The organism is Rhodopseudomonas sp., from assembly GCF_013377015.1.
GTDB lineage: Bacteria > Pseudomonadota > Alphaproteobacteria > Rhizobiales > Xanthobacteraceae > JARJEH01.
On sequence record NZ_JACABA010000003.1, the window covers coordinates 435,494 to 457,711 of the forward strand.

At 62.4% G+C, this 22,218-nt stretch carries 18 protein-coding genes; 8 read left to right on the top strand and 10 right to left on the bottom strand.

All coding sequences use genetic code 11. The annotated features are described in order from the left end of the window. The first annotated feature begins 23 nt into the window (after positions 1–23). Positions 24–3,137: a CusA/CzcA family heavy metal efflux RND transporter gene (locus HXX15_RS17125; RefSeq protein ID WP_296517540.1), complete on the top strand. Its 3,114-nt coding sequence runs from the start codon at positions 24–26 to the stop codon at positions 3,135–3,137. A gap of 28 nt (positions 3,138–3,165) precedes the next feature. On the opposite strand, the gene HXX15_RS17130 is transcribed toward HXX15_RS17125, so the two are convergent. The 8 genes from HXX15_RS17130 to HXX15_RS17165 all read right to left on the bottom strand — a co-directional run bounded on the left by HXX15_RS17130 (position 3,166) and on the right by HXX15_RS17165 (position 13,065). Continuing rightward, positions 3,166–4,584, bottom strand: coding sequence for a TolC family outer membrane protein (locus tag HXX15_RS17130; RefSeq protein ID WP_296517542.1), 1,419 nt, complete (start codon positions 4,582–4,584; stop codon positions 3,166–3,168). 678 nt (positions 4,585–5,262) lie between these two features. Further along, positions 5,263–6,159, bottom strand: a complete 897-nt coding sequence (locus HXX15_RS17135; protein ID WP_296517543.1) for an NAD(P)-dependent oxidoreductase — start codon at positions 6,157–6,159, stop codon at positions 5,263–5,265. 65 nt (positions 6,160–6,224) lie between these two features. Continuing rightward, on the bottom strand, positions 6,225–7,445 hold the full coding sequence (locus HXX15_RS17140; RefSeq protein WP_296517544.1) for an ABC transporter substrate-binding protein: 1,221 nt from the start codon (positions 7,443–7,445) through the stop codon (positions 6,225–6,227). A gap of 145 nt (positions 7,446–7,590) precedes the next feature. Continuing rightward, positions 7,591–8,004: an aldehyde dehydrogenase family protein gene (locus tag HXX15_RS17145; protein ID WP_296517545.1), complete on the bottom strand. Its 414-nt coding sequence runs from the start codon at positions 8,002–8,004 to the stop codon at positions 7,591–7,593. Continuing rightward, positions 8,001–9,491, bottom strand: coding sequence for an FAD-dependent tricarballylate dehydrogenase TcuA (tcuA, locus tag HXX15_RS17150; protein WP_296517546.1), 1,491 nt, complete (start codon positions 9,489–9,491; stop codon positions 8,001–8,003). The genes HXX15_RS17145 and tcuA overlap by 4 nt, the downstream gene beginning before the upstream one ends. Positions 9,492–9,801: 310 nt before the next feature. Beyond that, the gene (locus HXX15_RS17155) at positions 9,802–10,896 is read right to left on the bottom strand and encodes a glycerol dehydrogenase (protein WP_296517547.1); all 1,095 of its coding nucleotides are present in this window, start codon (positions 10,894–10,896) and stop codon (positions 9,802–9,804) included. Positions 10,897–10,934: 38 nt separating this feature from the next. Beyond that, positions 10,935–11,441 carry a thioesterase family protein gene (locus tag HXX15_RS17160; protein ID WP_296517548.1) on the bottom strand — a complete coding sequence of 169 codons (507 nt, stop codon included), beginning with the start codon at positions 11,439–11,441 and terminating at the stop codon, positions 10,935–10,937. 7 nt (positions 11,442–11,448) lie between these two features. Then, positions 11,449–13,065: a long-chain fatty acid--CoA ligase gene (locus HXX15_RS17165; RefSeq protein WP_296517549.1), complete on the bottom strand. Its 1,617-nt coding sequence runs from the start codon at positions 13,063–13,065 to the stop codon at positions 11,449–11,451. A gap of 180 nt (positions 13,066–13,245) precedes the next feature. Here HXX15_RS17165 and HXX15_RS17170 point away from each other — a divergent pair, with 180 nt between their 5' ends. From HXX15_RS17170 to HXX15_RS17195, 6 genes are all read left to right on the top strand, one after another. Beyond that, the gene (locus HXX15_RS17170) at positions 13,246–13,755 is read left to right on the top strand and encodes a 2,4'-dihydroxyacetophenone dioxygenase family protein (RefSeq protein ID WP_296517550.1); all 510 of its coding nucleotides are present in this window, start codon (positions 13,246–13,248) and stop codon (positions 13,753–13,755) included. A gap of 483 nt (positions 13,756–14,238) precedes the next feature. After that, the gene (locus HXX15_RS17175) at positions 14,239–15,444 is read left to right on the top strand and encodes a sugar ABC transporter substrate-binding protein (protein WP_296517551.1); all 1,206 of its coding nucleotides are present in this window, start codon (positions 14,239–14,241) and stop codon (positions 15,442–15,444) included. A gap of 96 nt (positions 15,445–15,540) precedes the next feature. Beyond that, positions 15,541–16,380 (top strand): sugar ABC transporter permease, encoded by an 840-nt coding sequence (locus tag HXX15_RS17180; RefSeq protein WP_296517552.1) that lies wholly within the window; start codon positions 15,541–15,543, stop codon positions 16,378–16,380. Further along, complete coding sequence (locus HXX15_RS17185) at positions 16,377–17,237, top strand: carbohydrate ABC transporter permease (RefSeq protein WP_296517553.1); 861 nt, start codon at positions 16,377–16,379, stop codon at positions 17,235–17,237. Before HXX15_RS17180 ends, HXX15_RS17185 begins: the two co-directional genes overlap by 4 nt. 87 nt (positions 17,238–17,324) lie before the next feature. Next, a complete protein-coding gene (gene ugpC, locus HXX15_RS17190) occupies positions 17,325–18,377 on the top strand; it encodes a sn-glycerol-3-phosphate ABC transporter ATP-binding protein UgpC (RefSeq protein ID WP_296517554.1) in 1,053 nt (350 codons plus the stop codon). Between the two features lie 304 nt (positions 18,378–18,681). Further along, positions 18,682–19,434, top strand: coding sequence for an IclR family transcriptional regulator (locus HXX15_RS17195; protein ID WP_296517612.1), 753 nt, complete (start codon positions 18,682–18,684; stop codon positions 19,432–19,434). Positions 19,435–19,588: 154 nt separating this feature from the next. Here HXX15_RS17195 and pncA read toward each other — a convergent pair whose 3' ends face one another. Next, positions 19,589–20,221 (bottom strand): bifunctional nicotinamidase/pyrazinamidase, encoded by a 633-nt coding sequence (gene pncA / locus HXX15_RS17200; RefSeq protein ID WP_296517555.1) that lies wholly within the window; start codon positions 20,219–20,221, stop codon positions 19,589–19,591. A 168-nt stretch (positions 20,222–20,389) separates the two neighbouring features. Between pncA and HXX15_RS17205 the strand changes: the two genes are divergently transcribed. Continuing rightward, positions 20,390–21,586: an amidohydrolase family protein gene (locus HXX15_RS17205; RefSeq protein WP_296517556.1), complete on the top strand. Its 1,197-nt coding sequence runs from the start codon at positions 20,390–20,392 to the stop codon at positions 21,584–21,586. Between the two features lie 175 nt (positions 21,587–21,761). On the opposite strand, the gene HXX15_RS17210 is transcribed toward HXX15_RS17205, so the two are convergent. After that, a complete protein-coding gene (locus tag HXX15_RS17210) occupies positions 21,762–22,217 on the bottom strand; it encodes a MarR family transcriptional regulator (RefSeq protein ID WP_296517557.1) in 456 nt (151 codons plus the stop codon). Position 22,218 lies beyond the last annotated feature (1 nt).

The following is a 22,218-nucleotide window of genomic DNA, read 5'->3' on the forward strand; positions in this document are numbered from 1 at the left end:
GGCCTATTCAAGATCGGACCCGGATGGATCGTCTCGTCGCATTTGCCTTCCGCCACCGCGTCCTGATGGTGGTCATCTTCGCCGCGGTCTTGATCGGCGGCCTGATCGCGTTCCGCCAGCTCAATATCGAGGCCTATCCCGATCCGACGCCGCCGATGGTCGACATCGTGACGCAAAGTCCGGGGCTGTCGTCGGAAGAGATCGAGCGCTACATCACGATTCCGATCGAGACCCAGGTCGCCGGCATCAAGAACCTGCGCACGATGCGCACCATTTCTTTGTACGGCCTGTCCGATATCAAGTTGCAGTTCTCGTTCGACTTCACCTACGATGAAGCGCTGCAGCAGGTGCTGAACCGACTGTCGCAACTGCCGCCCCTCCCCGGCGGCGCGCAACCGGGCATTTCGCCGCTCAGTCCGATCGGCGAGATTTTTCGCTACCGGCTGGTCGGCCCCCCGAACTACAGCGTGCTCGATCTTAAGACGCTGCAGGACTGGGTGCTGCAGCGCCGGTTCCGCGCGGTTCCCGGCGTGATCGACGTCACCGGCTGGGGCGGCAAGACCAAGACCTTCGAACTGCAGGTCGACTTCAACAAGCTGATCGCCTACGGGCTGACGTTGCCGCAATTGCTGCAGGCGGTGAGCAACTCCAACATCAATGTCGGCGGCAATACCGTGGATATCGGCGCGCAATCCGCCGTGGTGCGCGGCGTCGGGCTGATCCGCTCGATCGACGACCTCGCTTCGACCATGGTTTCGCAGAGCGGCGGCAATCCGGTTCTGGTCAAGGATATCGCGACCGTCACGATCGGCGAAAAGCCGCGGCTTGGCATCGCCGGGATCGATCAGGACGACGACATCGTGCAAGGCATCGTGCTGATGCGCCGCGGCGAGCAAAGCTCGCCGACCATCGCGCGGGTCGAGCAGATGGTGGCTTCGATCAACGCCTCCAGCATCCTTCCGCCGGGTGTGCGGATCGAACGCATCTACGATCGCAAGGACCTGATCGACGTCACCACCAGGACCGTGCTGCACAACATGGTGGTCGGCATTCTGCTGATCGTGATGTTGCAGTGGGTTTTTCTGGGCGACCTGCGCAGCGCGCTGATTGTCGGCGCGACGATTCCCTTCGCGCTGTTCTTCGCGGTCATCATCCTGGTGCTGCGCGGGGAGTCCGCCAATCTGCTGTCGGTCGGCGCGATCGATTTCGGCTTGATCGTCGATGCGACGGTGATCATGGTCGAAGCGATCTTCCGCCGGCTGTCGCTCACCTCCGCCCTGCCGGCGGAGGGCGGGATCGTGTCCGACGCCGCGATGGACATCAAGCGCAACGCCATCCTCGGCGCCGCCACCGACGTATCGCGATCGATCTTCTTCGCCGCCGCCATCATCATCGCCGCGTTCCTGCCGCTGTTCACCCTGAGCGGTGTCGAAGGCCACATTTTCGGACCGATGGCGCGGACCTATGCCTATGCACTGGCCGGCGGATTGCTGGCAACGTTCACCGTCACGCCAGCGCTGAGCGCACTGATCCTGCCGTCGCACGTCAAGGAAACCGAGACCTGGGCGGTGCTGTGGGTGCACCGGCTCTACACTCCAGCCCTGCACTGGGCGGTCGGCAATCGCAAGCTGATCATGGCCGGCGCGGCCGGCCTGGTGATTATGACGGTGATTTTTGTTCGCCTGCTCGGCCTCGAATTCCTGCCGAAGCTGGAAGAAGGCAATCTCTGGATTCGCGCGACCCTGCCGCCCACCATCTCGCTTCAGGAAGGCAATGGTTACGTCAATGAGATGCGAAAACTGATCCGAACCTTCCCGGAGGTCGAGTCCGTGGTGTCGCAACATGGCCGCCCGGACGACGGCACCGACGCAGCCGGCCTGTTCAACGCGGAATTCTTTGCACCGCTGAAACCGGTCGGCGAATGGCCCGGCTCGCACGACAAGGACGAATTGACCGCCCGCCTGCTGTCCCAGTTGCAAGATAAATTCCCCGGAGTCGAATTCAACTTTTCGCAATATCTGCAGGACAACGTCGCGGAGGCGGTGTCCGGGGTGAAGGGCGAGAATTCGATCAAGCTCTACGGCAATGATCTCGTCGCCCTCACCGCCACTGCGAACAAGATCAAGGCGGTGCTTTCGACCGTGCGCGGCGTGACCGACCTGTCGGTGTTCACCTCGCTGGGCCAGCCCACGATCCAGATCGACATCGATCGGGCACGGGCGGCACGTTACGGGCTCACGCCCGGCGATATCAACGCCACCATCCGCGTCGCGATCGGCGGCGATACCGCCGGTGACATTTACGAGCCGGGCAGCGATCGCCATTTTCCGATCATTGTGCGGCTAGCGCCGGAATATCGCCGCAGCGCCGAGGCGATTCAAAATCTGCGCATCGGCGCGCCGGGCCCCAATGGCATCACCCAAATTCCGCTGAGCGAGGTTGCCTCGATTACGTTGGTGTCCGGCGCGGCCTATATCTACCGCGAACAGCAGGAGCGCTATCTGCCGGTCAAGTTCTCGGTGCGTGAACGCGACCTCGGAGGCGCCATCAAGGAGGCGCAGGAGAAGGTCGCCGCACAGGTGCCGCTGCCGTCGGGATCGCGGGTGGAATGGGTCGGCGAATTCGGCAATCTGCAGGACGCGATCACGCGACTCTCGATCGTGGTGCCGATCAGCCTCATGCTGATCGCGATCCTGCTTTGGCTGAATTTTGGCTCGGTGATCGACACGCTGCTCGCGATGAGCGTGATCCCCATTGCGATCTTCGGCGGCGTGCTGGGACTTTTGATCACCGGCATTCCGTTCAGTGTTTCCGCCGCGATCGGCTTCATCGCGCTGTTCGGGATCGCGGTGATGGATGGCATCATCATCCTGTCGCAATACAACCACTTGATCGACGAAGGCGTCGACCGCGCGCGCGCGGTGATCCGTACCGGCGAACTTCAGATCCGACCGGTGCTGATGACCTGCATCATTGCGGGCGTCGGATTATTGCCTGCGGCGTTGTCTTCGGGAATCGGTTCGCAGGTGCAGAAACCGCTGGCGGTGGTGGTGGTGACCGGGATGATGCTGGCACCGTTCGTCATCCTGCTGACGCTGCCGGTGCTGATCTCATATTTTTCGCGGCGTGGGCGATAGAGCCCGCAACCTGCAGCGCGCGGCGATGCTACTGTCCCGACGGTGTCCGCAGGCCGTGCCAGGCGTCGCGCACCTGGTGGTAGTGCACCTCGGGCAGGTAGTCGGGCGTATTCAGCCCGAGGGTTCTGACATCCAGCCCGCCGATCGCGCTGAGCAGCGTGTAGGACGCGATCACGCGGTCACGCTGCGCGCCGATCAACCGCGCCTTCGCCGAAATCAGATCCTGCTGCGAATTCAGGACGTCGACCGTGGTGCGCTGGCCGCCCTCCGCTTCCCGCCGGACGCCTTGCAGCGCGACGGTCGCCGCGCGAACCTCCGACTTGGAAGCGCTAACGGCAATCTTGGAGCCTTCGTTTGCGACCCAGGCGCCAACCGCCGCGGTGCGCGACTGATTGCGCACCTGGTCCAGCACAAGTCGACTTTGCGCGGCGAGTTCCTTGGCCTGGCGGGTCTGGGATGCGGTTGTGCCGCCGTCATAGATCGGCGCGGTGATCTGTCCGGCCACACCCACCTGGTCGGTGCGTTTGGTACCTAGGGTCAGATCCGACTCGCCGCTGCGGCTCGCACTGCCTTGCAGCGTGATGGTCGGATAGAGGCTGCTTTCAGCCACATGGATGGTGGTCGACGCGACGTCGACGTCGAAGCCGGCAGCGACCACCGCAGGATGCCCCTTGAAGGCCAGCGCGATCGCCTCATCCTGGCTGTGCGGCAACAGCCGGTCCACCGGCTCGGCCGGGCTGAGCCGCGCCGGCGAGTTGCCAATCACTTGTGCATAAGTCGCCTCGCTGACCGCGAGATTGACCTCGGCGGCGTTCAGATCCGAAAGACCTCGGCTCAGCCGCGCTTCGGCCTGCGCGGTATCGGTCGGCGTGACGTCGCCGGCGCTGAGGCGTCTCTGGGTTATCCCCAGGGTTTCTCGCAGAAACGCGACATTCGCCCGCTGTGCCTCGACCAGCGCCTGATTCGCCAGCACATTGGTGTAGGCTGTCACGGCGTCGAGCAGTACGCCCTGCCCGACATTGCGCAGCGCTTCGCGGCCTGATTGCACCTGCAACTCGGCGACCCGGACGCTATTGGCGGTCTTGAAGCCATTGAATAGCGTCTGGGTCACCGTCACCCCGATCGTCCAGGGCTTCAAGCTTGCGGTCTGGATCGAATTATCCGGAAGCAGGTTGCGCACCGCCTGCATGCCCGCGCTCAGGCTGGCGATGATCTGCGGTCGGTAGCCCGCCAGCGCCTGCGGGACGTTTTCATCGGTGGCGCGTTGCCGCGCCCGCTCGGCATTGAGCTGCGGGTTGGACTGATAGGCCTTGACCAAGGCTTCCGGAATGGTTTCGGCTCGCGCCGCAACCGAAAACAGTCCGATAGCGGCGGCCAAGCATGTCCCCACGCCCCACCGAAGCACCCGCTCCTTGTCCAGACCAACGCTCCTGGCTTGCCGAACCATCTGCCCCACAGTCACCCGGAAATCCACTCAGATCCCCATTTAGCAACTCATACACGGCCTGACATCAATGCGCGACAGAGCTGGGATCAAAACCTATTCCGCTCGAATCATTCGATGATGCATCGCAAAGCCGGCTGCGCTGAGGCGAGACGCAGGGAATTGGCTGCGGGGACGGGCACGGCTCAATTTTCGAACGGCGATGACCAGCATTCCTTGCGAGAGCTGCTGCGTAAAGGGAATTGTCCATACGGGCATCGCTTGCAGCTGTCTGCCGAGCCTTCGCATCCTCGGGCAATCACCGAGCCCGAGACCATGGCCATAAACCCACGCTTCCCGTTGGCCGCCGGCTTCAAATCGGGACAAAACCATGATTTTGAAATAAAGCCACTCAGATTGGCCTTTCCGAATTCCCTCTCATGGAGTCGACAAAGAGCCGCCCGGGGATGCCCACCGAATCGACCTCGACGAGCAGCGCTACGGCGCAGGCTTGGAAAAGCGCCCGCACCAACTGACAAGACACCCAGAACCTATCGTCGACAGAATGTTCGCAATCGAACTTCTCAGTTCGGCGCCGAAGTGTTTGCGTTCACGTTCGGATGACCCACCGACAATTCTACCTCCGGATATTTCGCGCCGCCGTCCATTGCAGCGACCGGTTTCTGCCTCAGCGCACGGCGGCTATTCCTTGGCCGCCGCCCCCGACGGATCGATCAGAGTCGCGATCACCGGAAAATATGCGTCGCCCATCCCACTGTCGATGGCTTCCTGAAAGATGGCGCCGACGAGCGCTGCGCCGCGCGGCTTGATGCCCACCTGCGCGGCAAGATCGAGCGCATAGGACAGATCCTTCAACGCGTACTCGGTGGAGAACGCGCGCAGCGGAAATTCGCCTGGCACAATCGCCTTCATGCCATGGTTCCGTAGCGCAAAGCTGTCCGCCGAACCTTTGGAAAGGGTTTCCAGCAACAGCCTGGGTTCGACTCCGCTGCGTCTGGCGATCGCCACCACTTCAGCCAGCGCGTTGACCGTCTGAAACAGCACCATATTGTTGAGGATCTTGGTGATTTGTCCCGCACCCGTGCCGCCGCACAGCGTCACCTCGGTTGCGAAATGGCGGATCAGCGGTTCGATGCCGGCAAACTGCTCCGGCGAGGCGCCGACCATCACGCTCAACGTACCGTCCTGCGCGGCCTGTCGGGTTCGCGCGATCGGCGCATCGATCCAGGCTGCCCCTTTCTCCTCGAGCCGTCGCGCGAATTCGCGTGTCAGATCCACCGCCGACGTTCCGAGGTCGACCACGATCTGTCCATGCTGGACCGCGCTCAGAATGCCCGACTCGCCATCGAAGGCCGCGCGCACGTGGCGGGCACTCGGCAGACACAGGAAGATCACCGCGCTTTGGCGCACGACGTCCGCAACCGAGCCGGCGACGTTCGCACCGTCGGCCACAACCCGAGCCAGCGGCTCTTGCGCGAGATCGAACGCAACCACGGCGCGCTCGCTTTTGCGCACGAGATTGCGACAGATCGGCTCACCCATGACGCCGAGACCGATGAAGCCGATGAAATCTGGCATACGCGCCTTCTCCCTGAATGTCGTTGATTCCGGGCGCGACATGCCGCGCCCGGACATCTTCGCGTCTATTGCTTGACGAGCGGACAGCCGCCTTCGGCCAGCTGACGGAACACCTGCTCGCCCGGCTGCGAGCTCACGATCTTGTAGTAGTCGTACTTGTACCTGGACTCTTCCGGCGTTTTGACTTGCACCAGGTACATGGTGTGAAGCACTCGGCCATCGGCACGGACGGCGACGTCCTGGTTATACATGTCGTTGACCTTCAGCTCGTGCATCTTGGCAGCGACCACGGCAGGATCCGTCGTGCCCGCCGCTTTGACTGCCGCGAGATAGTGGTGCACGCCGCTGTACACGCCGGCCTGCACCATGCTGGCCACCTTGCCGCCCATCAACGCGGCGTAACGCTTCGACCAGGCACGAGTTCGATCGTTGAGGTCCCAGTAGAACGACGTGGTCACCTGCAGGCCCTGCGTCGTCCTGAGCCCGAGTGCGTGCACGTCGGTAATGAAGACCAGGAGGCCGGCGAGACTCTGACCGCCCTGCACAATGCCGAATTCGCCGGCCTGTTTGATCGCGGTTTGCACGTCGGCGCCCGAGGTCGCGAGCCCGACCACCTTGGCCTTGGAGGCCTGCGCTTGAAGCAGGAACGACGCGAAATCGGCAGTTCCGAGTGGATGCGCAGCCGAGCCAACGACCTTGCCGCCTGCGGCCTCGATGAACCTGGTGGCGTCCCGTTGCAGAGCGTGACCAAAGGCGTAGTCCGCCGCGATGAAATACCAATCCTTGCCGCCACCGCGGGTAACGGCGTCGCTGGTCATCTTCGACAGCGCATAGGTGTCGTAATTGAAATGGAAGCTCGTCGGCGAGCAGGACTTGCCGGTGAAATCGGACGAGCCCGGGCCGCTGATGACGAAGATCTTGTTCTTTTGGCGCGCGACTTCGAGGATCGCGAAGCCTGCCGAAGACGCCGCGCCGTCGGCGATCACATCGACGCCTTCATTGTCGAACCATTTGCGAGCGGTAGCGGCCGCAACGTCCGGCTTGTTCTGATGGTCGGCGAAGATGATCTCAATCTTCCTGCCGAGAATCTCGTTTCCGAACTCCTCCGCCGCGAGCTTGGCTGCTGCAACAGACCCCTGGCCGCCGTTATCAGCAAACACACCTGACTGATCGTTCAGCACTCCGATCCTGATGACGTCGTCTGCCGCCGACGCAATGCTCGCCGAAGCGGCGAGCAAGAGCGCCGCCGCGTTCAATCTCATTTTGATCGCCATCTTGAACGTCATCACTTTGCCTCCCTTTTTGGTTTTTCTGTTTGCCGCCGATGTTCTTATTACCCTTGGCGATGCGGCGGCGGCATCGAGCGGGTATTCGTTGTTGCGCAGAGGCGCGGACGCACCGGGCCTCGCGGCGGTGCTATCTGTCTCCGGTCTAACCGCACGCGGCCGTCCGCTGGTCGCGATTCCAATAGAGACTCTTGACCTGTTGATAGAGTCGCATGCCGCCAATGCCCTTCTCGCGTCCGATGCCGCTGGTCTTGAAACCACCGAACGGCGTCGAGATGCTGAGCTGCCTGTAGGGGTGATTTTCGGCGAGACTGCCGGCATTGTCGCCGATGCCTTGCGCGATGCGATTGAGCAGTCGCGCGCGTTCGTGTGGTTTCATGTCGCGCCATGCGGGCCTTCGCTGAGCGATCTCGGCCACCTGCACGGCGCGGCCGACGTCTGCCGCATTCGCGGTGCCGATCTCGCAATTCACCCGCCCATTCGCCGAATTGACCGATTTCAGCGGCTTGCCTTCGCCAACGATCCATTCGTCGCCAACGAGAAACAGCTGCGGGGTCATCGGCCAGCCTTCGCGCGCGCACCCGCGGAATCGCCTGCGAGGCGTCCGAACACCGCGCCCGCCATCAGACCGGTTCCGCCGGGGTAGTTGAAGTAGAACAGCCCGCCGACCAGTTCGCCGGCCGCATAGAGGTTCGGGATCGGCGCCTCGTCGAGGCTGACGACTTCGCCGGCTTGCGTGATCTTCAGGCCGCCGAAGGTGAAGGTGATGCCGCAGGTGACCGCGAAGGCGAGATAGGGCGGCTTGTCCAGCGTATTGGCCCAGTTGCTTTTCGGAATGCCAAGGCCTTTGGTAGTACGGCCATCCTTGACGTTCGGATTGAACGGAACATCAGTTGTGACGGCGCTGTTCCATTCGCTGACGGTGCGCATGAAGCCCGCGGGATCGATGTCATCGAGCTTCTTCGACAGGTCTTCCAGCGTGTCGGCTTGAACCTTGGTCACCTGCCGAATGCGGTATTCGTCGCGCAGCAGATGGGCAACCTTCTGATCGAAGATCTGCCAGGCAAATTGGCCTGGCTGATTGAGAATGACCCGACCGTATTTGGCGTAGGTGTAATTGCGGAAATCGGCCCCCTCATCGACGAAGCGCTCGCCGTTCGCGTTGACCATGATTCCGAACGGGTAGGAATGCTTCTGAAAGCCGTCGCCGACTGCGAGGTCGCCATGCTCCGGGGCGTTTCGATCCCAGCCAACCGCGTGGCAGCCCGACCAGTTGCCGGTCGGTCGCGCGCCGATATCGAGCGCCATCTGGATGCCGGCACCGGTGTTGAACCGCGTCCCGCGCACCTTCGCCAGATCCCACGACGGACCGAGATAGCGCGTGCGCCATTCGGCATTCGCCTGAAACCCACCGCTGGCAAGGATGACGGCCTTCGCGGAGATCTCGCGCAACTTGCCGCCCTGACGGACCCGCATACCGGTCACGGCGCCTTCGTCGTTCGTCAGCAATGACAGTACGCGCGTTTCGAACATCACGTCGATGCCCTCGCGCTTGGCCGATGTGTGCAGCGCCTCGACCAGTCCCGGACCGCCACCCCAAGCCTCGACGGTCAAACCGCCCCAGAACTTGAATCGGCCATCCACCTTGAACGCCTGGCGGCCGTAGATCGGCACGAAACGTACCCCCTTGCTGCGCATCCATTTCATGGTGGAATGGCTGCGGCGCACCAGCAGTTCGCACATATCGGGATCGGTGCGGTTCTGCGTGACGCGCGCCATGTCGTCGAAGAACTGGTCTTCGCTGTAGGTGCCGAAGTCGGTGGTTTCTTTCTCGCTGTCAGACAGGTCGGGCATCAATTCGTAAAGATCTTCCACCGTGTTGTAGGCGACCCGCATGGCGCCCGCGGTAAAGGTCGAATTGCCGCCATGCTCGCCCTCGGGCGCGCATTCCAGCACCGCGACGCTCACGCCATATTCCCGCGCTGCGAGTGCCGCGCACATCGCGGCATTGCCCGCCCCCACAACCACGACATCGTATTTGCTCATGACGATCCTATCGATGTTCCCTCGCGCGGCACCGGCGCGCCGCGCATGTCCTCAGCCACAATCCGCCTGGTCAGGCTCTGCATATCCTAAAAACAGAACGCTATTCTATTTTTATCCACAGCTGTGTATACCGCTTCCCGGGACGAACTCAAGCGGCCGGAATTCAAAACCCGATCATTGAGCAGCCGACACGCGCGGCAATCGCGTGCGCGCGGAATCATAACTTTGCGTCGTTGGCGCCCAACAATTTGGTCCCAGGTCGGACAGGTTGGGGGCTCCGGCGTGACCACCCGCGCCTCAAGTCGATTGCTCACAAGGATTCGACCCGGACGATGGCTTCGGCCAGTTGCTGCCTGGAGACCAATTCATGGCGAGCGGCGACGTAAGGTGCCTCGAAGGTCAGCGAAGCAATGTTGCGGATGTCGTTATCGGATCCATTGGGCAGCCCGATGTCGGCGAGACAAACGGGCAGCCCGAGTTTGACGAGGAAATCCCTGATCTCGAGCAGGGCATCGTCGGCGAAGCCGTTCGCGGCGAGCTGGACCAACAGACCGTAAGCCACCAATTCGCCATGCAGCGCTTGTTGCGTCTGGGGATAGGCGGTGATGCCCCGCAACATGCCATGGGCGATGGACAGGCCGCCGCCTTCGAAAGCCAGACCGGAATACAGCACGGTCGCCTCGACAACGCGTTCGAACGCGGCATTCGCCACCTCGCTCGGCACCGCCAGATCGAACACTTCCATCGCCGCCACTGCATCCGTGCGTATCACCTGGTAGCAGCTTTCCGCCAGCAGCGACGCCAACCGCGTCGGCGCCCCCTGAAAGAAATTGGGTAAGCCGGCGCCAACCGAATCGGCCACTTCGAATTTCTTGGTGATGGCGTCGCCGATTCCCGCGACGAAGAACCGGCGCGGCGCCGACCTGATCACCGAGGTGTCGACGAGGACCGCGTCGGGATTGCGGCGCAGCAGCGGCACTTCGACAATCTTGTGGTTCTCGTCGTAGATCGCCATCAGCCGGCTGGTGGGGGCGTCGCTGGAAGCGATGGTCGGAACGATGACGATCGACACCGACAGCGCATGCGCTACGGCTTTGGCCGTATCCAACGCCTTGCCGCCGCCGACACCGACGATCGCGGTGCAGGCGTTGTCGCCGATCGCAGCCACCAGGCGGTCGATCTCGCGACGCGTGCATTCACCCGTGAATGCCAACAGGTTCATTCGAATGCCATGCTTGTCGCCGAGTTCGGCGGCGACGGATTTGAACAGCGGCATCACAAAGGGATCGACCAGGGCGACCACCGCGCCGCCGTCCGCCAGACTGCCGAGACAAGGGCCAAGCCGATCGAGAGCGCCCGGGCCCTGAACATAAAGCGAGGGAAAACCGATGACCTTGATGGGCATCGCAGAGATTTTGTCCGTCATTGCAGGGAACTCAATCTTCAGTCGTGACGAAGTGAAATGGCGCGGCCGGCGTAGCGCGGAGCGGGAAGGTGCTTTTGCGACTCGAAGATCGCCTTGAAGGTCTCGTGGACGTCCGTCGACAATGGCGCCGGGCGACGGGTTTGGATCCCGACACACACCAGCAGTTGCTCGTTGGCCGCCGCAAGGTGGCCATGCTGTTCGTCCTGCATTGTCATGTAGACGTGCAGGCGGTCGGTCCCGAGCGCGAGGATGCGCAAATGCACCTGGATAGGACTGCCGAGGTGCAATTCGTGCCGATAGACGATATTGGCTTGACTGACGAATACCGTCTTTCCGGTTTCTCCGATCCGGTCGGGACCGATCCCGCATTGCGTGCAGAATTTGCAGATCGCGGCATCGAACACGGTCAGATAGGCCGCGACATTCATATGGCCGTTATGGTCGACCCAATTATCGACAATGGCAGCCCGATGAACGAGCAGGCCGTGATCGGGCGAGAGGGAGGCGGGAGGAGCAGCGGTCATCGAAGGCTCATGCCGGAAACAGCTTGCGGAGTTCGGTCTTCAGTATCTTCCCGGTCGCCGACAGCGGCATTTCGGCGATCACCTCGACCCGTTCCGGAATCCACCATTTCGCGACCTTGGCGCCGATGAAGTTCAACAGCGACGCCGGGTCGATCGGCATCTCATCGTCCTGCTGCTGCACCACGAGCAGCGGTCGCTCCTGCCATTTCGGATGCGGGATACCGATCACAGCGGCATAGCGGGCGCCCGGATAAGTCAGCGCGAGTTCTTCGAGTTCGGCGCTGGAAATCCATTCGCCACCGGACTTGATGATGTCCTTGGCGCGGTCCTTGATCTCGATATACCCTTCCGGATCAATCGTCGCCATATCTCCGGTGACCAGCCAACCGTCTCGGCTCAACGGGCTCGAGGTCTCGTTGTAGTAGCCGCTTGCGGTCCACGGGCCTCGCGCCTGCATGGCCCCGACCGAGACGCCATCGTGCGGCACGGGACGGCCGTCTTCCTCGACAAGGCGCAAGCGCGTGCCCCAGGACGCACGCCCCGACTTACCCTTGTAGGCAAGTTGTTCGGCCTTCGACAGGCGTTCGAGGCCTGGCTTCAGGCTCCCCTTGCTTGAGCACAACGATTCCGTCATGCCCCAGGTCTGCACGATACTGACGCCATGCCGCTGTTCCCAGCGCTCGATCAGCGACTGCGGCACGGCGCTGCCACTCGTGAGCAGCGACTGCAGGCTGGGAATGCTCTGGCTGTTCCGATCCAGCCAGTCGCACAACGTCAGCAACACCGTTGGCACCGCCCCTGCGATCGTCACATGTTCATCCTGCATCAGCATGCAAATCACCGCGGGGTCATGCTGCCGGCCGGGCAGCACGAGCTTTGCGCCGCACAGCGGAGCGGTGTGGGGAAAACTCCATCCGGTCGCATGAAACATGCCGGCGATCGGCATGTAGACGTCGAGCGCGCCATTGCGGTAGCCGCCGAAGAAATCCTTCGCAATGCTGGCCAGCGCGATCAACACCAAGGAGCGGTGCGAATAGAGCACGCCCTTGGGATTACCCGTCGTGCCTGAAGTGTAACACAGGATCGCCGCGGCCTTTTCGTCGAACGTCGGAAATTCAGCAAGAGCGCCGCTCGCCGCGATCAGGGCTTCGTAGTCCAGACACGCCCCCTGGGTCTCGAGCGGCGCAGGACCGTCATTGATGTAGACGACGGTTTCGACATGGCTCAGGCGGCTCCGGATCCTGCCGACGAGGTCAGCGCAACCGCTGTCGAACAACAGGATCTTCGCTCCGCCGTGGTTGACGATATAGACGACGTGGTCCTCGGATAGCCGAGGGTTCACTGTATGCAGAACGCCACCGACGCAGGGTACCGCATAAAACAGTTCAAAGTGCTGGTGCGTGTTCCAGCACAGCGACGCGACGCGATCCGATTGCGTCAGCCCGACACCCTGCAGCGCACGACCAAGCTTGCGCATTCTGTCGTAGGCCTCGCGATAGCCATAACGGTGCACCTCGCCGGCAACGCTGCGCGAAACGACTTCGGTGTCGCCATGGTAGCTCGCGGCATAGTCGATGATGGACGACAGCAGCAACGGCTCGTCCATCATCAGGCTCTCGATCATGCGCTTTTCCCGACTTTCGAAGAATCAACTTGACACACTGAATCGCGCGACGCGATAATAGAACGGCGTTCTGTAAATTGGATTATCGGCAGACGCAGGTCAAGTGGTTCGGTCTGCCGGGTGTCCGCAGCGGCATTCGCATCCCGGATCTTCAATTAAAAAGAACAGGAGTTCAGAGGGATGAAAGCGTTTCCAAGACCGGTGCCGCCAGAGCGCCAGCCCGCGGGCATGATTCCGGAAATCGTGCTCAAGGCGGAGCCTGACGACGAGCGCGTCTGGGTCCCTCTGCACGACAATGTCTGGTTTCGTCCGCTGCTGCTGAACACGGTCGAGGGCTACTGGACCAGCCTGCTGCGGGTCCGTGCGGCGGGCGTGGTCAGCGTTCATCGTCATCCGGCCCCGGTTCACGGCTACGTCATCAAGGGCCAATGGCGCTATCTGGAGCACGACTGGGTTGCGACCGAAGGCAGCTACGTGTTCGAGCCGCCAGGCGAAACCCACACGCTCGTCATCGACGAAGGTGTCGAGGAAATGATCACCTGGTTCCTCGTCAACGGGTCGATGCTCTACGTCGACGATAAGGGGGACATCACTGGTTACGCGGATGTTTTCCAGCGCATCGAATTGTGCCGCGCGCACTACATCAAGGTCGGCCTCGGCGCCGATTTCGTGAATCAGTTCATTCGATAACGAAGAGCCGACGGACGGTTCCCCGCCCGCAAGTGAAGGCGAACGCCGTCCGATCCGACAAACGAGCGACCACATGCTGACGCGCCACGCCAGTGTGATCTGAGTCCGCGCCAGGACTTCGGCCCCGCCAGCATTGCGAGCGGCAACCGAGCCAACAATGGCGGCGCGTTGTTGACCAAGAAAATCTCGGGGCGACCCGCCACCGACAGGTTGTGTTTCGTGGACAGGCCGAAGGCATCCGGTAGGCATTCAGGTGACCTGATTGCTGATCGGCCATCGATGCTGCCGCTGAACGCAGGCTCCGGCAAGGTCAGGGCGCCATAATATTACAGGGGAGGAACTATGCAGCAGAATCGTCGGGGCCTCGGCCCATTGTCACGTCGTACAGTCTTGATCGCAGGGGCATCCGTGATCGCCACGCGCGCATTCGGTGCGCCAGACGCCAAAGGACTCGGAACCGCGGAGCAGCCGGTAAAACTCCGGATGATCGCCGATGCGGCCTATGCCAATGCCTGGCAAGCCGGCATGGTCCCGGAATTCAACAAGACCTATCCATACATCAATGTCACGATCGACCCGGTGCCCTATGCCGAGTTGCTTGCAAAGATCATGCTCGATGCGACGGCGGTGGAACCGGTTTACGACATCATTGTCGCCGACGATCCATGGGTTCCGCAGATCGCGCAGACCGGTGCCTTGCTCGATCTCCGCAAGGAAACCGCCGCCTGGACCGCCAAGGACTACGACTGGGACGATTTCAATGCTGCGCCCTTGGCAGCCACTGAATGGAAGGGGATTCAGTACGGCGTGCCCTTTCGCTCCAACATGCTGCTGATGTTCGTCAATAAGACATTATACAAGAAAGCCGGCCTCCCGGTGCCGACAGCGGCGCTGACCTGGGACGAATATCTGGCGCAGGCTCCGAAGCTGGTGCAGGACACCAACGGCGACGGCACCGTCGATGCGTGGGCGATCGATACCTATTTCAAGCGCGATCAGCTGACTCCGACGATCTGGCAGGCCATCTTCAATTCCTACGGCGGCCAGCTGATCGACGCCAACAACAAGCCCGCCTTCAACGACGAGATCGGCGTCAAGGCGCTGAAGATCCATGTCGAGCTGCTCAAATATGCCCCGCCCGGCTCCGTCAGCCATGGCTACAGCGAAGCCCTCTCCTCCTTCCGCCAGGGACAGGCGGCGACGAGTTTCATGTGGGGCAGCGTCTACCGCAACAGCGCGGTCGATCCGAAGACCACGAAGCTGACGCCGGAAGAGGTCGGGATCCAGGTGATGCCGGTCGGCAGCGCCCATGCCGGCGCGCATCGCGGCATTGCCAGCGGCACCATCCAGAGCAAGAGCGCGCACAAGGAAGCTGCGTGGGCCTTGCTGCAATGGTTCAGCTCGAGAGAGGGCGAACGCTGGCACAGCAACACGCTGGGCGGCTTCCCGGCCCGCAAATCCACGCTGACCAGCAAGCCCGACAGCGACTGGCTGGTCCCGGTGTTCGCCGCGCTTCAGCAAGGATACGACACCGCCGAGGCCGGCAAGATGTGGCGCCTGCGTCATCCGAAGTCGGATGCCGTTCAGCAGGTGCTGGCGGATGCGGTGGCGGCGGCTATTTCCGGACAAGCGACACCGGAAGCCGCGCTGCAGACCGCCTCGACCAGGGTCGAAAAGATTCTGAAATAGGACCAACCGTTCATGGCTATTCTGCGAGCGACCCAAGGGTCCGCACGGCATCCACGCATCGAAAGGCTGGCGGATTTCGCCAGCCGCTGGGCGTTCATGACGCCGGCGAGCGTGATCCTGCTGGCCATGTTGGCCTACCCCATCATCTACACGATCGAGATCAGCTTCTCGGAACTGGACCTCAGCACGTTCACCGCGACGAACTGGGTCGGATGGGACAACTATGCCGAAGTGCTTCAGGACGAGCGCTTCTGGGCCTCGCTCAAGGTGACGGGCATCTATCTGGGGCTGGCGCTGCCGCTGCAGATGGTGCTGGGCTTTGCAATTGCCTATCTGGTCAACGTCGAATGGACGGGGCGCGGCGTGATCCGCGCCCTGTTTCTGATACCGATGGTGGTAGCTCCCGTGGTGGCGGGAGGCGTGTGGCGCATGCTGCTCGATCCGCTCTACGGCCTCACCAACTACGCGCTCGGCTTCGTCGGCCTCGGTCCGTATGACTGGCTGGGCAATCCGACGCTTGCGATGATGACCATTGTCATCATCGACACCTGGCGCTGGACACCTTTCATCGTACTGATCGCGACGGCGGCTATCCTGGCGCTGCCGCGCGACATCTTCGAGGCCGCCGAGATCGACGGCGCGAATTGGTGGACGACGCTGTGGTCGATCACCCTTCCGCTGCTGTTGCCGATGATCGCCGCCACCTTCGTCGTCCGCTGGCTCGGCGCGGTGAAGATGTTCGACATCGCGCTCGCCTCGACCAATGGCGGGCCCGGCGCCTCGACTCAAGTCATCAACCTGTTCATCTACGAGGAAGCGTTCCACTCGCTGAAATTCGCCGAATCCGCCGCCATGGCCGTCCTCGTGCTGATCGCGACCATGGTGCTGACGGCGCTGTTCCTGCGCGGCAGCCGCATGCTGGAGGAGATGCATTGACCGTCACCGTCTCGTTGACCGGACGCCGCCGGAGGGCGCACGTCGGCAGGTCGCTGCGCATAGCGGGCGGCATCACCGCTTCGCTGCTGTTCCTGTTCCCGGTGTTCTGGATGATCCTGACGTCGTTCAAGCAGCAGAGGGACATCTTTACGACGCCACCGACGTTCTTGTTCACGCCGACGCTGGAAACCTACATCACCTATCTGCAGCGCGGCATCATTCCCTATCAGATGCTGAACACGGTGATCGTTGCGTTCGGCGCCGGGATCATCTCCATCGTGGCGGGCTCGATGGCCGGCTACGCGCTGTCCCGCCTGAAGATTCGCGGAGCGACCTTCATCGGCGTGCTGATCCTGATGTCGCGTGGCGTTCCGCCGATCGCGCTGGCCGTGCCGATGTTCCTGGTCGGGCGCAGCCTCGGCCTGATCGACAAGCACATCATCCTGATCCTCGCTTACTGCACGTTCCTGATTCCCTACGTGATGTGGCTGATGCGCGGTTTCTTCATGGCGCTGCCGAAGGAACTGGAAGAATCGGCGATGATCGACGGCTGCAGCCATTTCGGCGCCTTCTTCAAGATCATCGTGCCGATCTCGCTGCCCGGCTTGCTGTCGACGCTCATCTTCTGCGTGATCCTGGCCTGGGAGGAACTGCTGTTCGCCATCGTGCTGACCAGCCGCAACGCTTCGACCATTCCGGTCGCGATCGCGGGCATCGCCGGGGACACGGTCAACGGCGCTAATTGGGGGGCGTTGACCGCGGTCGGGACGCTGACCGTCATCCCCGTGGTGATCTTCGCGATGCTGGTTCAGAAGTGGCTGATCCAGGGCCTGGCCGACGGGGCGGTCAAGGGGTGAGCCACCACGGCGCCACCTCGATGTTCACAAATTGCTCGACAATCTCCCGCGCGCTGCTCCAGACGCGCGGACCACAAGGGGTCACGCATGGGTAGCGTTCGAATTGACAATGCGCGTAAATCCTACGGGACGCTGGAGGTGCTCCACGGTGTCTCTATCGACATTCCCGACGGCGAGTTCGTCGCCCTGGTCGGCCCTTCGGGCTGCGGCAAATCCACCCTGCTCCGGATGATCGCCGGACTCGAGGACATCACCGACGGCACGATCACAATCAGTGACCGGGTGATCAACGACGTCCCCTCGAAGGACCGCGACATCGCCATGGTGTTCCAAAACTATGCGCTGTATCCGCACATGACCGTGCGCGCCAATATGGCCTTCGCGCTCCGTCAGAGGAAATTTCCGAAAGCGGAGATCGACCGGCGTGTCGCGGACGCGGCGCGAATCCTCGGCCTGAATCACCTGCTCGAGCGCAAGCCGCGGGCGCTGTCGGGCGGCCAGCGGCAGCGCGTCGCGATGGGCCGCGCAATCGTCCGCGACCCGAACGTGTTTCTCTTCGACGAACCCCTGTCCAATCTCGACGCCAAGCTCCGCGTGCAGATGCGTTCGGAATTGAAGGAGCTCCACCAGCGGCTCGCGACGACGACGGTCTATGTCACGCACGATCAGATCGAGGCCATGACGCTGGCAGATCGCGTCGTGGTGATGAACGGAGGAAGGGTCGAGCAGGCCGGCAAGCCGCTGGATCTTTACGACAAGCCGCAAAGCCTGTTTGTCGCCGCGTTCATCGGTTCGCCGCAGATGAATTTCTTTGCGGGGCAGGTGCACAGCCCCGACCGGCTGACGCTCGATGGCGGCGTCGAGCTCGCCCTGCCTCGATCGCAGCAACCCTTGACGGGGCAAGTCACGCTGGGCGTCCGGCCGGAGCACCTGATCTTGAGCGAATCGGGCTGGCAGGCGACGGTCTCGGTGGTCGAGCCGACAGGTTCGGAAACCCAGATCACGGCGCGCATCCAGGGCGAATTGGTCCGCGTGGTGATTGCAGGACGCACCAATGCGGGTCCCGGCGACAGCATCATGTTGAGCGTGGAGGCCCGGCACCTTCACGTGTTCGACACCGCCAGCGGCAAACGGCTCTAGCATGTGAGGGCTAGGTGGGGATTGACAGCCAGGTCGGGGCTGCCGATCCTTGAGGCGCCGACGGGGTTCAGGTCATCCGGAGCTGCGACAAATCCAATGGCGAGGTCGGGCGCGGACCTAGCCGTACTGAACCGGATGCCCGGCGGACGGTTGTCGATCGCAGCAACGGCATGCCTGTCTTTGGCTCCTGTTCAGGTCCTGCAATAAGTCGAATGGGGATTCTCTGATTCGGGCCCACGACATCGACCGTCTGCCACGGTCTGATGGCTCTCAGTAACGTCTCGATGGATGATAGTTGAACACCATGAAAGCGAAGAAGCGCCCGAAGCAGGGCCCCTTGAAAGTCGCGGCGCTGGAGCGGGCGCTTTCCATCCTCAAGGTGTTCGAAACCGTTGAAATCCCCGTGACTCTGGCGCGGCTGTCTGAAGCGACCGGGCTCTACAAGAGCACGATCCTTCGGCTGCTCGGCTCGTTCGAGGATTTCGGCTACATCCGCCGAACTCTGGATGGCGCCTATGCTCCCGGCCCGGCGGCATTTCGGCTCGGCATCGCCTACAAGAATTCCTTTCAACTCGACGCCGCGATCGATGCCGCGCTGCGGAAGCTTGTCGCCCAGGGCACCGAGAGCGCCTCGTTCCACGTTCTCGATGCCGACCGGCGGCTCTGTGTTCAAAGGGTCAATTCCGGCCATTCGACCCTCGATACCATCAATGTCGGCGATGTCCTGCCGCTGGATCGCGGCGCCGCCGGCAAGATTCTGCGCAGCTTCACCGACGAGGCGGATCCCAGCCTGGACGCGGTGCGCCGCCAGGGCTGGGCGTTTTCCGATGGCGAGCGCGATCCGTCCTGCGCCGCGCTCGCAGCACCGGTCTTCGGAATGGGGCATGAACTGATCGGCGCAATCTCGCTCTCGGGGCCGCGCGAACGCTTCACGAAACAAACAATCGCCAGCATGACGAAACTGCTACTCGACAGCGCGGCCGAGCTTTCGCGACTGGCGATCAATGACGCGCGTGCCAGAGCGGTTTCCGGCCCGCCGACTACTTCCGCACGATGACGCGACGACTGCGACGCCGAGTTGCGGAACAAGCGCAGCGATCGCCACGGGCCCGTCCGACCGCGATGCGCCACCGCACGACCATCGAGCAATTGAGTACGGAGATCGTCGCGGTCGGGGGGATGCCTAATCGGACGACGCGGACTGCGTAAAATCAGGCTTTGGCGAGGTCGTTGACACGCTGCACGCCTGCCGCCTCCATCCCGACCCAGGCGGCGGAAAGCGAGCCGGCCAGATCGATGGCCCTGCACCCGGCCTCGACGAGAACGGCGTCAAAGCCCAGCCGGCGTGCGTCGACGGCGGAATAATAGACGCAGAAGTCGGTCGCGAGCCCTGCAAGGAAGATTCGTCGCAGGCTGCGCTCTCGCAAATAGCCGGATAATCCCGTGGGCGTGCGCCGATCGTTTTCATAGAACGCCGAATAGGAATCGATTTCGGTACGAAACCCCTTGCGGATGATCATCTCCGCGCGCTCCGTCTGCAATCTCGGATGAAAAGCAGCCCCGGGCGTGCCCTGTACGCAATGGTCAGGCCAAAGCGTCTGCTGGCCATAAGGCATCGCGATGCCTTCAAACGCAGCGGCGCCGGGATGCGAACTGGCGAAGGAGCTGTGACCGGACGGATGCCAGTCCTGGGTCAGCACGATATGAGCAAACTGTTCGGCAAGGTGATTGATGACGGGAACCACGGCATCGCCGTCGGCGACTGCAAGCGCTCCACCAGGGCAGAAATCGTTCTGCACATCGATGATCAACAGTAGATCGTCGTCGTTGATTCGGATCGGCATTTCTCACCTGCGTTTGAAGATCTGCATAATTAGCGCAATGGAGCGGAAACTGCCATCCATCAAACAAAACGCAATTGTTTGTGTGCCAACGAAAATCTACCTTGATCCCAGTTGCGAGGTACGCGCAAAATAGGCTTATGCGATGGCGCTGAATCCAGAGGAAACTCCGTGGCCCACGACGAACCGCAGGCGGCCGGTACGACCAAGCTGATGATCCGGAATATCGGCCTGCTCTTGAGCGGCGCCTTGGAAAAGCCGATTCTCGACGCCGACACCATCGTGGCGGTGAACGGCAAGATCACCGCAATCGGCCGAGCCAAGGATGTCGATACCGAAGGCGCAACGACCGTCGTCGATGCCAACGGCACCACCGTCGCACCTGGCCTGATCGACAGCCATGTCCATCCCGTTGCCGGCGACTGGACGCCACGGCAAAACCAGATCGGCTGGATCGACAGCTTCCTGCACGGCGGCGTGACGACGATGATCTCGGCGGGTGAGGTTCACATGCCCGGTCGCCCACGCGACGTCGTCGGGTTGAAGGCGATGGCGATCTTTGCCCAGCGCGCGTTCTGGACGCTGCGCCCGGGAGGCGTGAAGGTCCATGCCGGCGCACCGGTGATCGAGTGCGAAATGGTCGAGGAGGATTTCAAGGAACTGGCCGCGGCCGGCGTCAAGCTGCTCGGCGAGGTCGGCCTCGGCGGCGTCAAGGACGGTCCGACCGCGCGAAAGATGGTCGGATGGGCGCGCAAATACGGCATCCAGAGCACGATCCATACCGGCGGCCCGTCAATTCCGGGCTCCGGCCTGATCGACAAGGACGTCGTGCTGGAGGCAGACACCGACGTGATCGGCCACATCAATGGCGGCCATACTGCCCTGCCCGACGACCAGATCCGCTGCATCTGCGAGGGCTGCAAGCGCGGCCTTGAACTCGTTCACAATGGCAACGAGCGGTCGGCCCTCTACACATTGCGAATTGCGCGCGAGATGGGCGACCTCAATCGGGTGATCCTCGGCACCGACTCACCCGCGGGTTCCGGTGTTCAGCCGCTCGGCATTTTGCGCATGGTCTCGCTGTTGTCGTCGCTCGGCGAAGTGCCCGCCGAACTCGCGTTCTGTTTCGCCACCGGCAACACCGCACGGATGCGGGCGCTGGACTGTGGGCTGATCGAGGTCGGACGCTCCGCCGACTTCGTCATCATGGACAGGGCCCAGCACTCCGCAGGCAAGACCATCCTTGAGAGTGTGCAACTCGGCGACCTTCCGGGCATCGGCATGACCATCATCGACGGCATCGTCCGCACCCAGCGCAGCCGCAACACGCCGCCGGCGACCAAAGTGCCGATGATCGTCGGGCATTGAGACGCAGCGCTTCGCAAGAGTGCGATTGATCGATGCCTTGAGCTCGTCATTGCGAGCCACCGGGTCCGGCTTCGCCGGCCCGATGACAGGCTCCGCGAAGCAATCCACGGGCGCCAGGCTCTGAGCTTCTGGATTGCTTCGTCGCTACGCTCTTCGCAATGACGAACGCAGGCTCTCAACGCATCTTGCGCAGCAGCGCGAGCAGCGTCTCGCGCTCCGTCGGGTCGAGCGGCGCTAGCGTCTCCCTGGTGATCGCGAGCGCGTTGTGAATGGCCTTTTCCGCGAGTTGCTGACCGGCGCGTGTCAGGCTGACAAGCAGGCGGCGGCCATCTTCCGGGTCAGGGCTTGTCTCGGTCAGGCCGCGGGCGGTCAGGCGGTCGATCACGCCCTTGATGGTGGCGACATCCATCGCCGTCAGCCGCCCGAGCTGATTCTGGGAGCACGGTGCGGTCTCGTTCAGCTTGGACAGCGCCGCCCACTGCGTGGGCGTCAAATCGGTTCCGATTTCACGCGCGAAGATGGCGGCGTGGCGCTGCCACACCTGGCGGAGAATGAAGCCGATCTGCTCATCGAGAACGTAGGCAGGCCGCGATGTCTTGATTCGAGATCTGGCCGAAACGCTTCTGCTCATC

What these genes read in the sequence shown, in the direction of transcription:
- HXX15_RS17125 (WP_296517540.1), top strand. Translation starts at nt 24, where the DNA reads ATGGATCGTCTCGTCGCATTTGCCTTCCGCCACCGCGTCCTGATGGTG.
- HXX15_RS17130 (WP_296517542.1), bottom strand. Translation starts at nt 4,584, where the DNA reads ATGGTTCGGCAAGCCAGGAGCGTTGGTCTGGACAAGGAGCGGGTGCTT.
- HXX15_RS17135 (WP_296517543.1), bottom strand. Translation starts at nt 6,159, where the DNA reads ATGCCAGATTTCATCGGCTTCATCGGTCTCGGCGTCATGGGTGAGCCG.
- HXX15_RS17140 (WP_296517544.1), bottom strand. Translation starts at nt 7,445, where the DNA reads ATGACGTTCAAGATGGCGATCAAAATGAGATTGAACGCGGCGGCGCTC.
- HXX15_RS17145 (WP_296517545.1), bottom strand. Translation starts at nt 8,004, where the DNA reads ATGACCCCGCAGCTGTTTCTCGTTGGCGACGAATGGATCGTTGGCGAA.
- tcuA (WP_296517546.1), bottom strand. Translation starts at nt 9,491, where the DNA reads ATGAGCAAATACGATGTCGTGGTTGTGGGGGCGGGCAATGCCGCGATG.
- HXX15_RS17155 (WP_296517547.1), bottom strand. Translation starts at nt 10,896, where the DNA reads ATGCCCATCAAGGTCATCGGTTTTCCCTCGCTTTATGTTCAGGGCCCG.
- HXX15_RS17160 (WP_296517548.1), bottom strand. Translation starts at nt 11,441, where the DNA reads ATGACCGCTGCTCCTCCCGCCTCCCTCTCGCCCGATCACGGCCTGCTC.
- HXX15_RS17165 (WP_296517549.1), bottom strand. Translation starts at nt 13,065, where the DNA reads ATGATCGAGAGCCTGATGATGGACGAGCCGTTGCTGCTGTCGTCCATC.
- HXX15_RS17170 (WP_296517550.1), top strand. Translation starts at nt 13,246, where the DNA reads ATGAAAGCGTTTCCAAGACCGGTGCCGCCAGAGCGCCAGCCCGCGGGC.
- HXX15_RS17175 (WP_296517551.1), top strand. Translation starts at nt 14,239, where the DNA reads ATGATCGCCGATGCGGCCTATGCCAATGCCTGGCAAGCCGGCATGGTC.
- HXX15_RS17180 (WP_296517552.1), top strand. Translation starts at nt 15,541, where the DNA reads ATGACGCCGGCGAGCGTGATCCTGCTGGCCATGTTGGCCTACCCCATC.
- ugpC (WP_296517554.1), top strand. Translation starts at nt 17,325, where the DNA reads ATGGGTAGCGTTCGAATTGACAATGCGCGTAAATCCTACGGGACGCTG.
- HXX15_RS17195 (WP_296517612.1), top strand. Translation starts at nt 18,682, where the DNA reads ATGAAAGCGAAGAAGCGCCCGAAGCAGGGCCCCTTGAAAGTCGCGGCG.
- pncA (WP_296517555.1), bottom strand. Translation starts at nt 20,221, where the DNA reads ATGCCGATCCGAATCAACGACGACGATCTACTGTTGATCATCGATGTG.
- HXX15_RS17210 (WP_296517557.1), bottom strand. Translation starts at nt 22,217, where the DNA reads ATGAGCAGAAGCGTTTCGGCCAGATCTCGAATCAAGACATCGCGGCCT.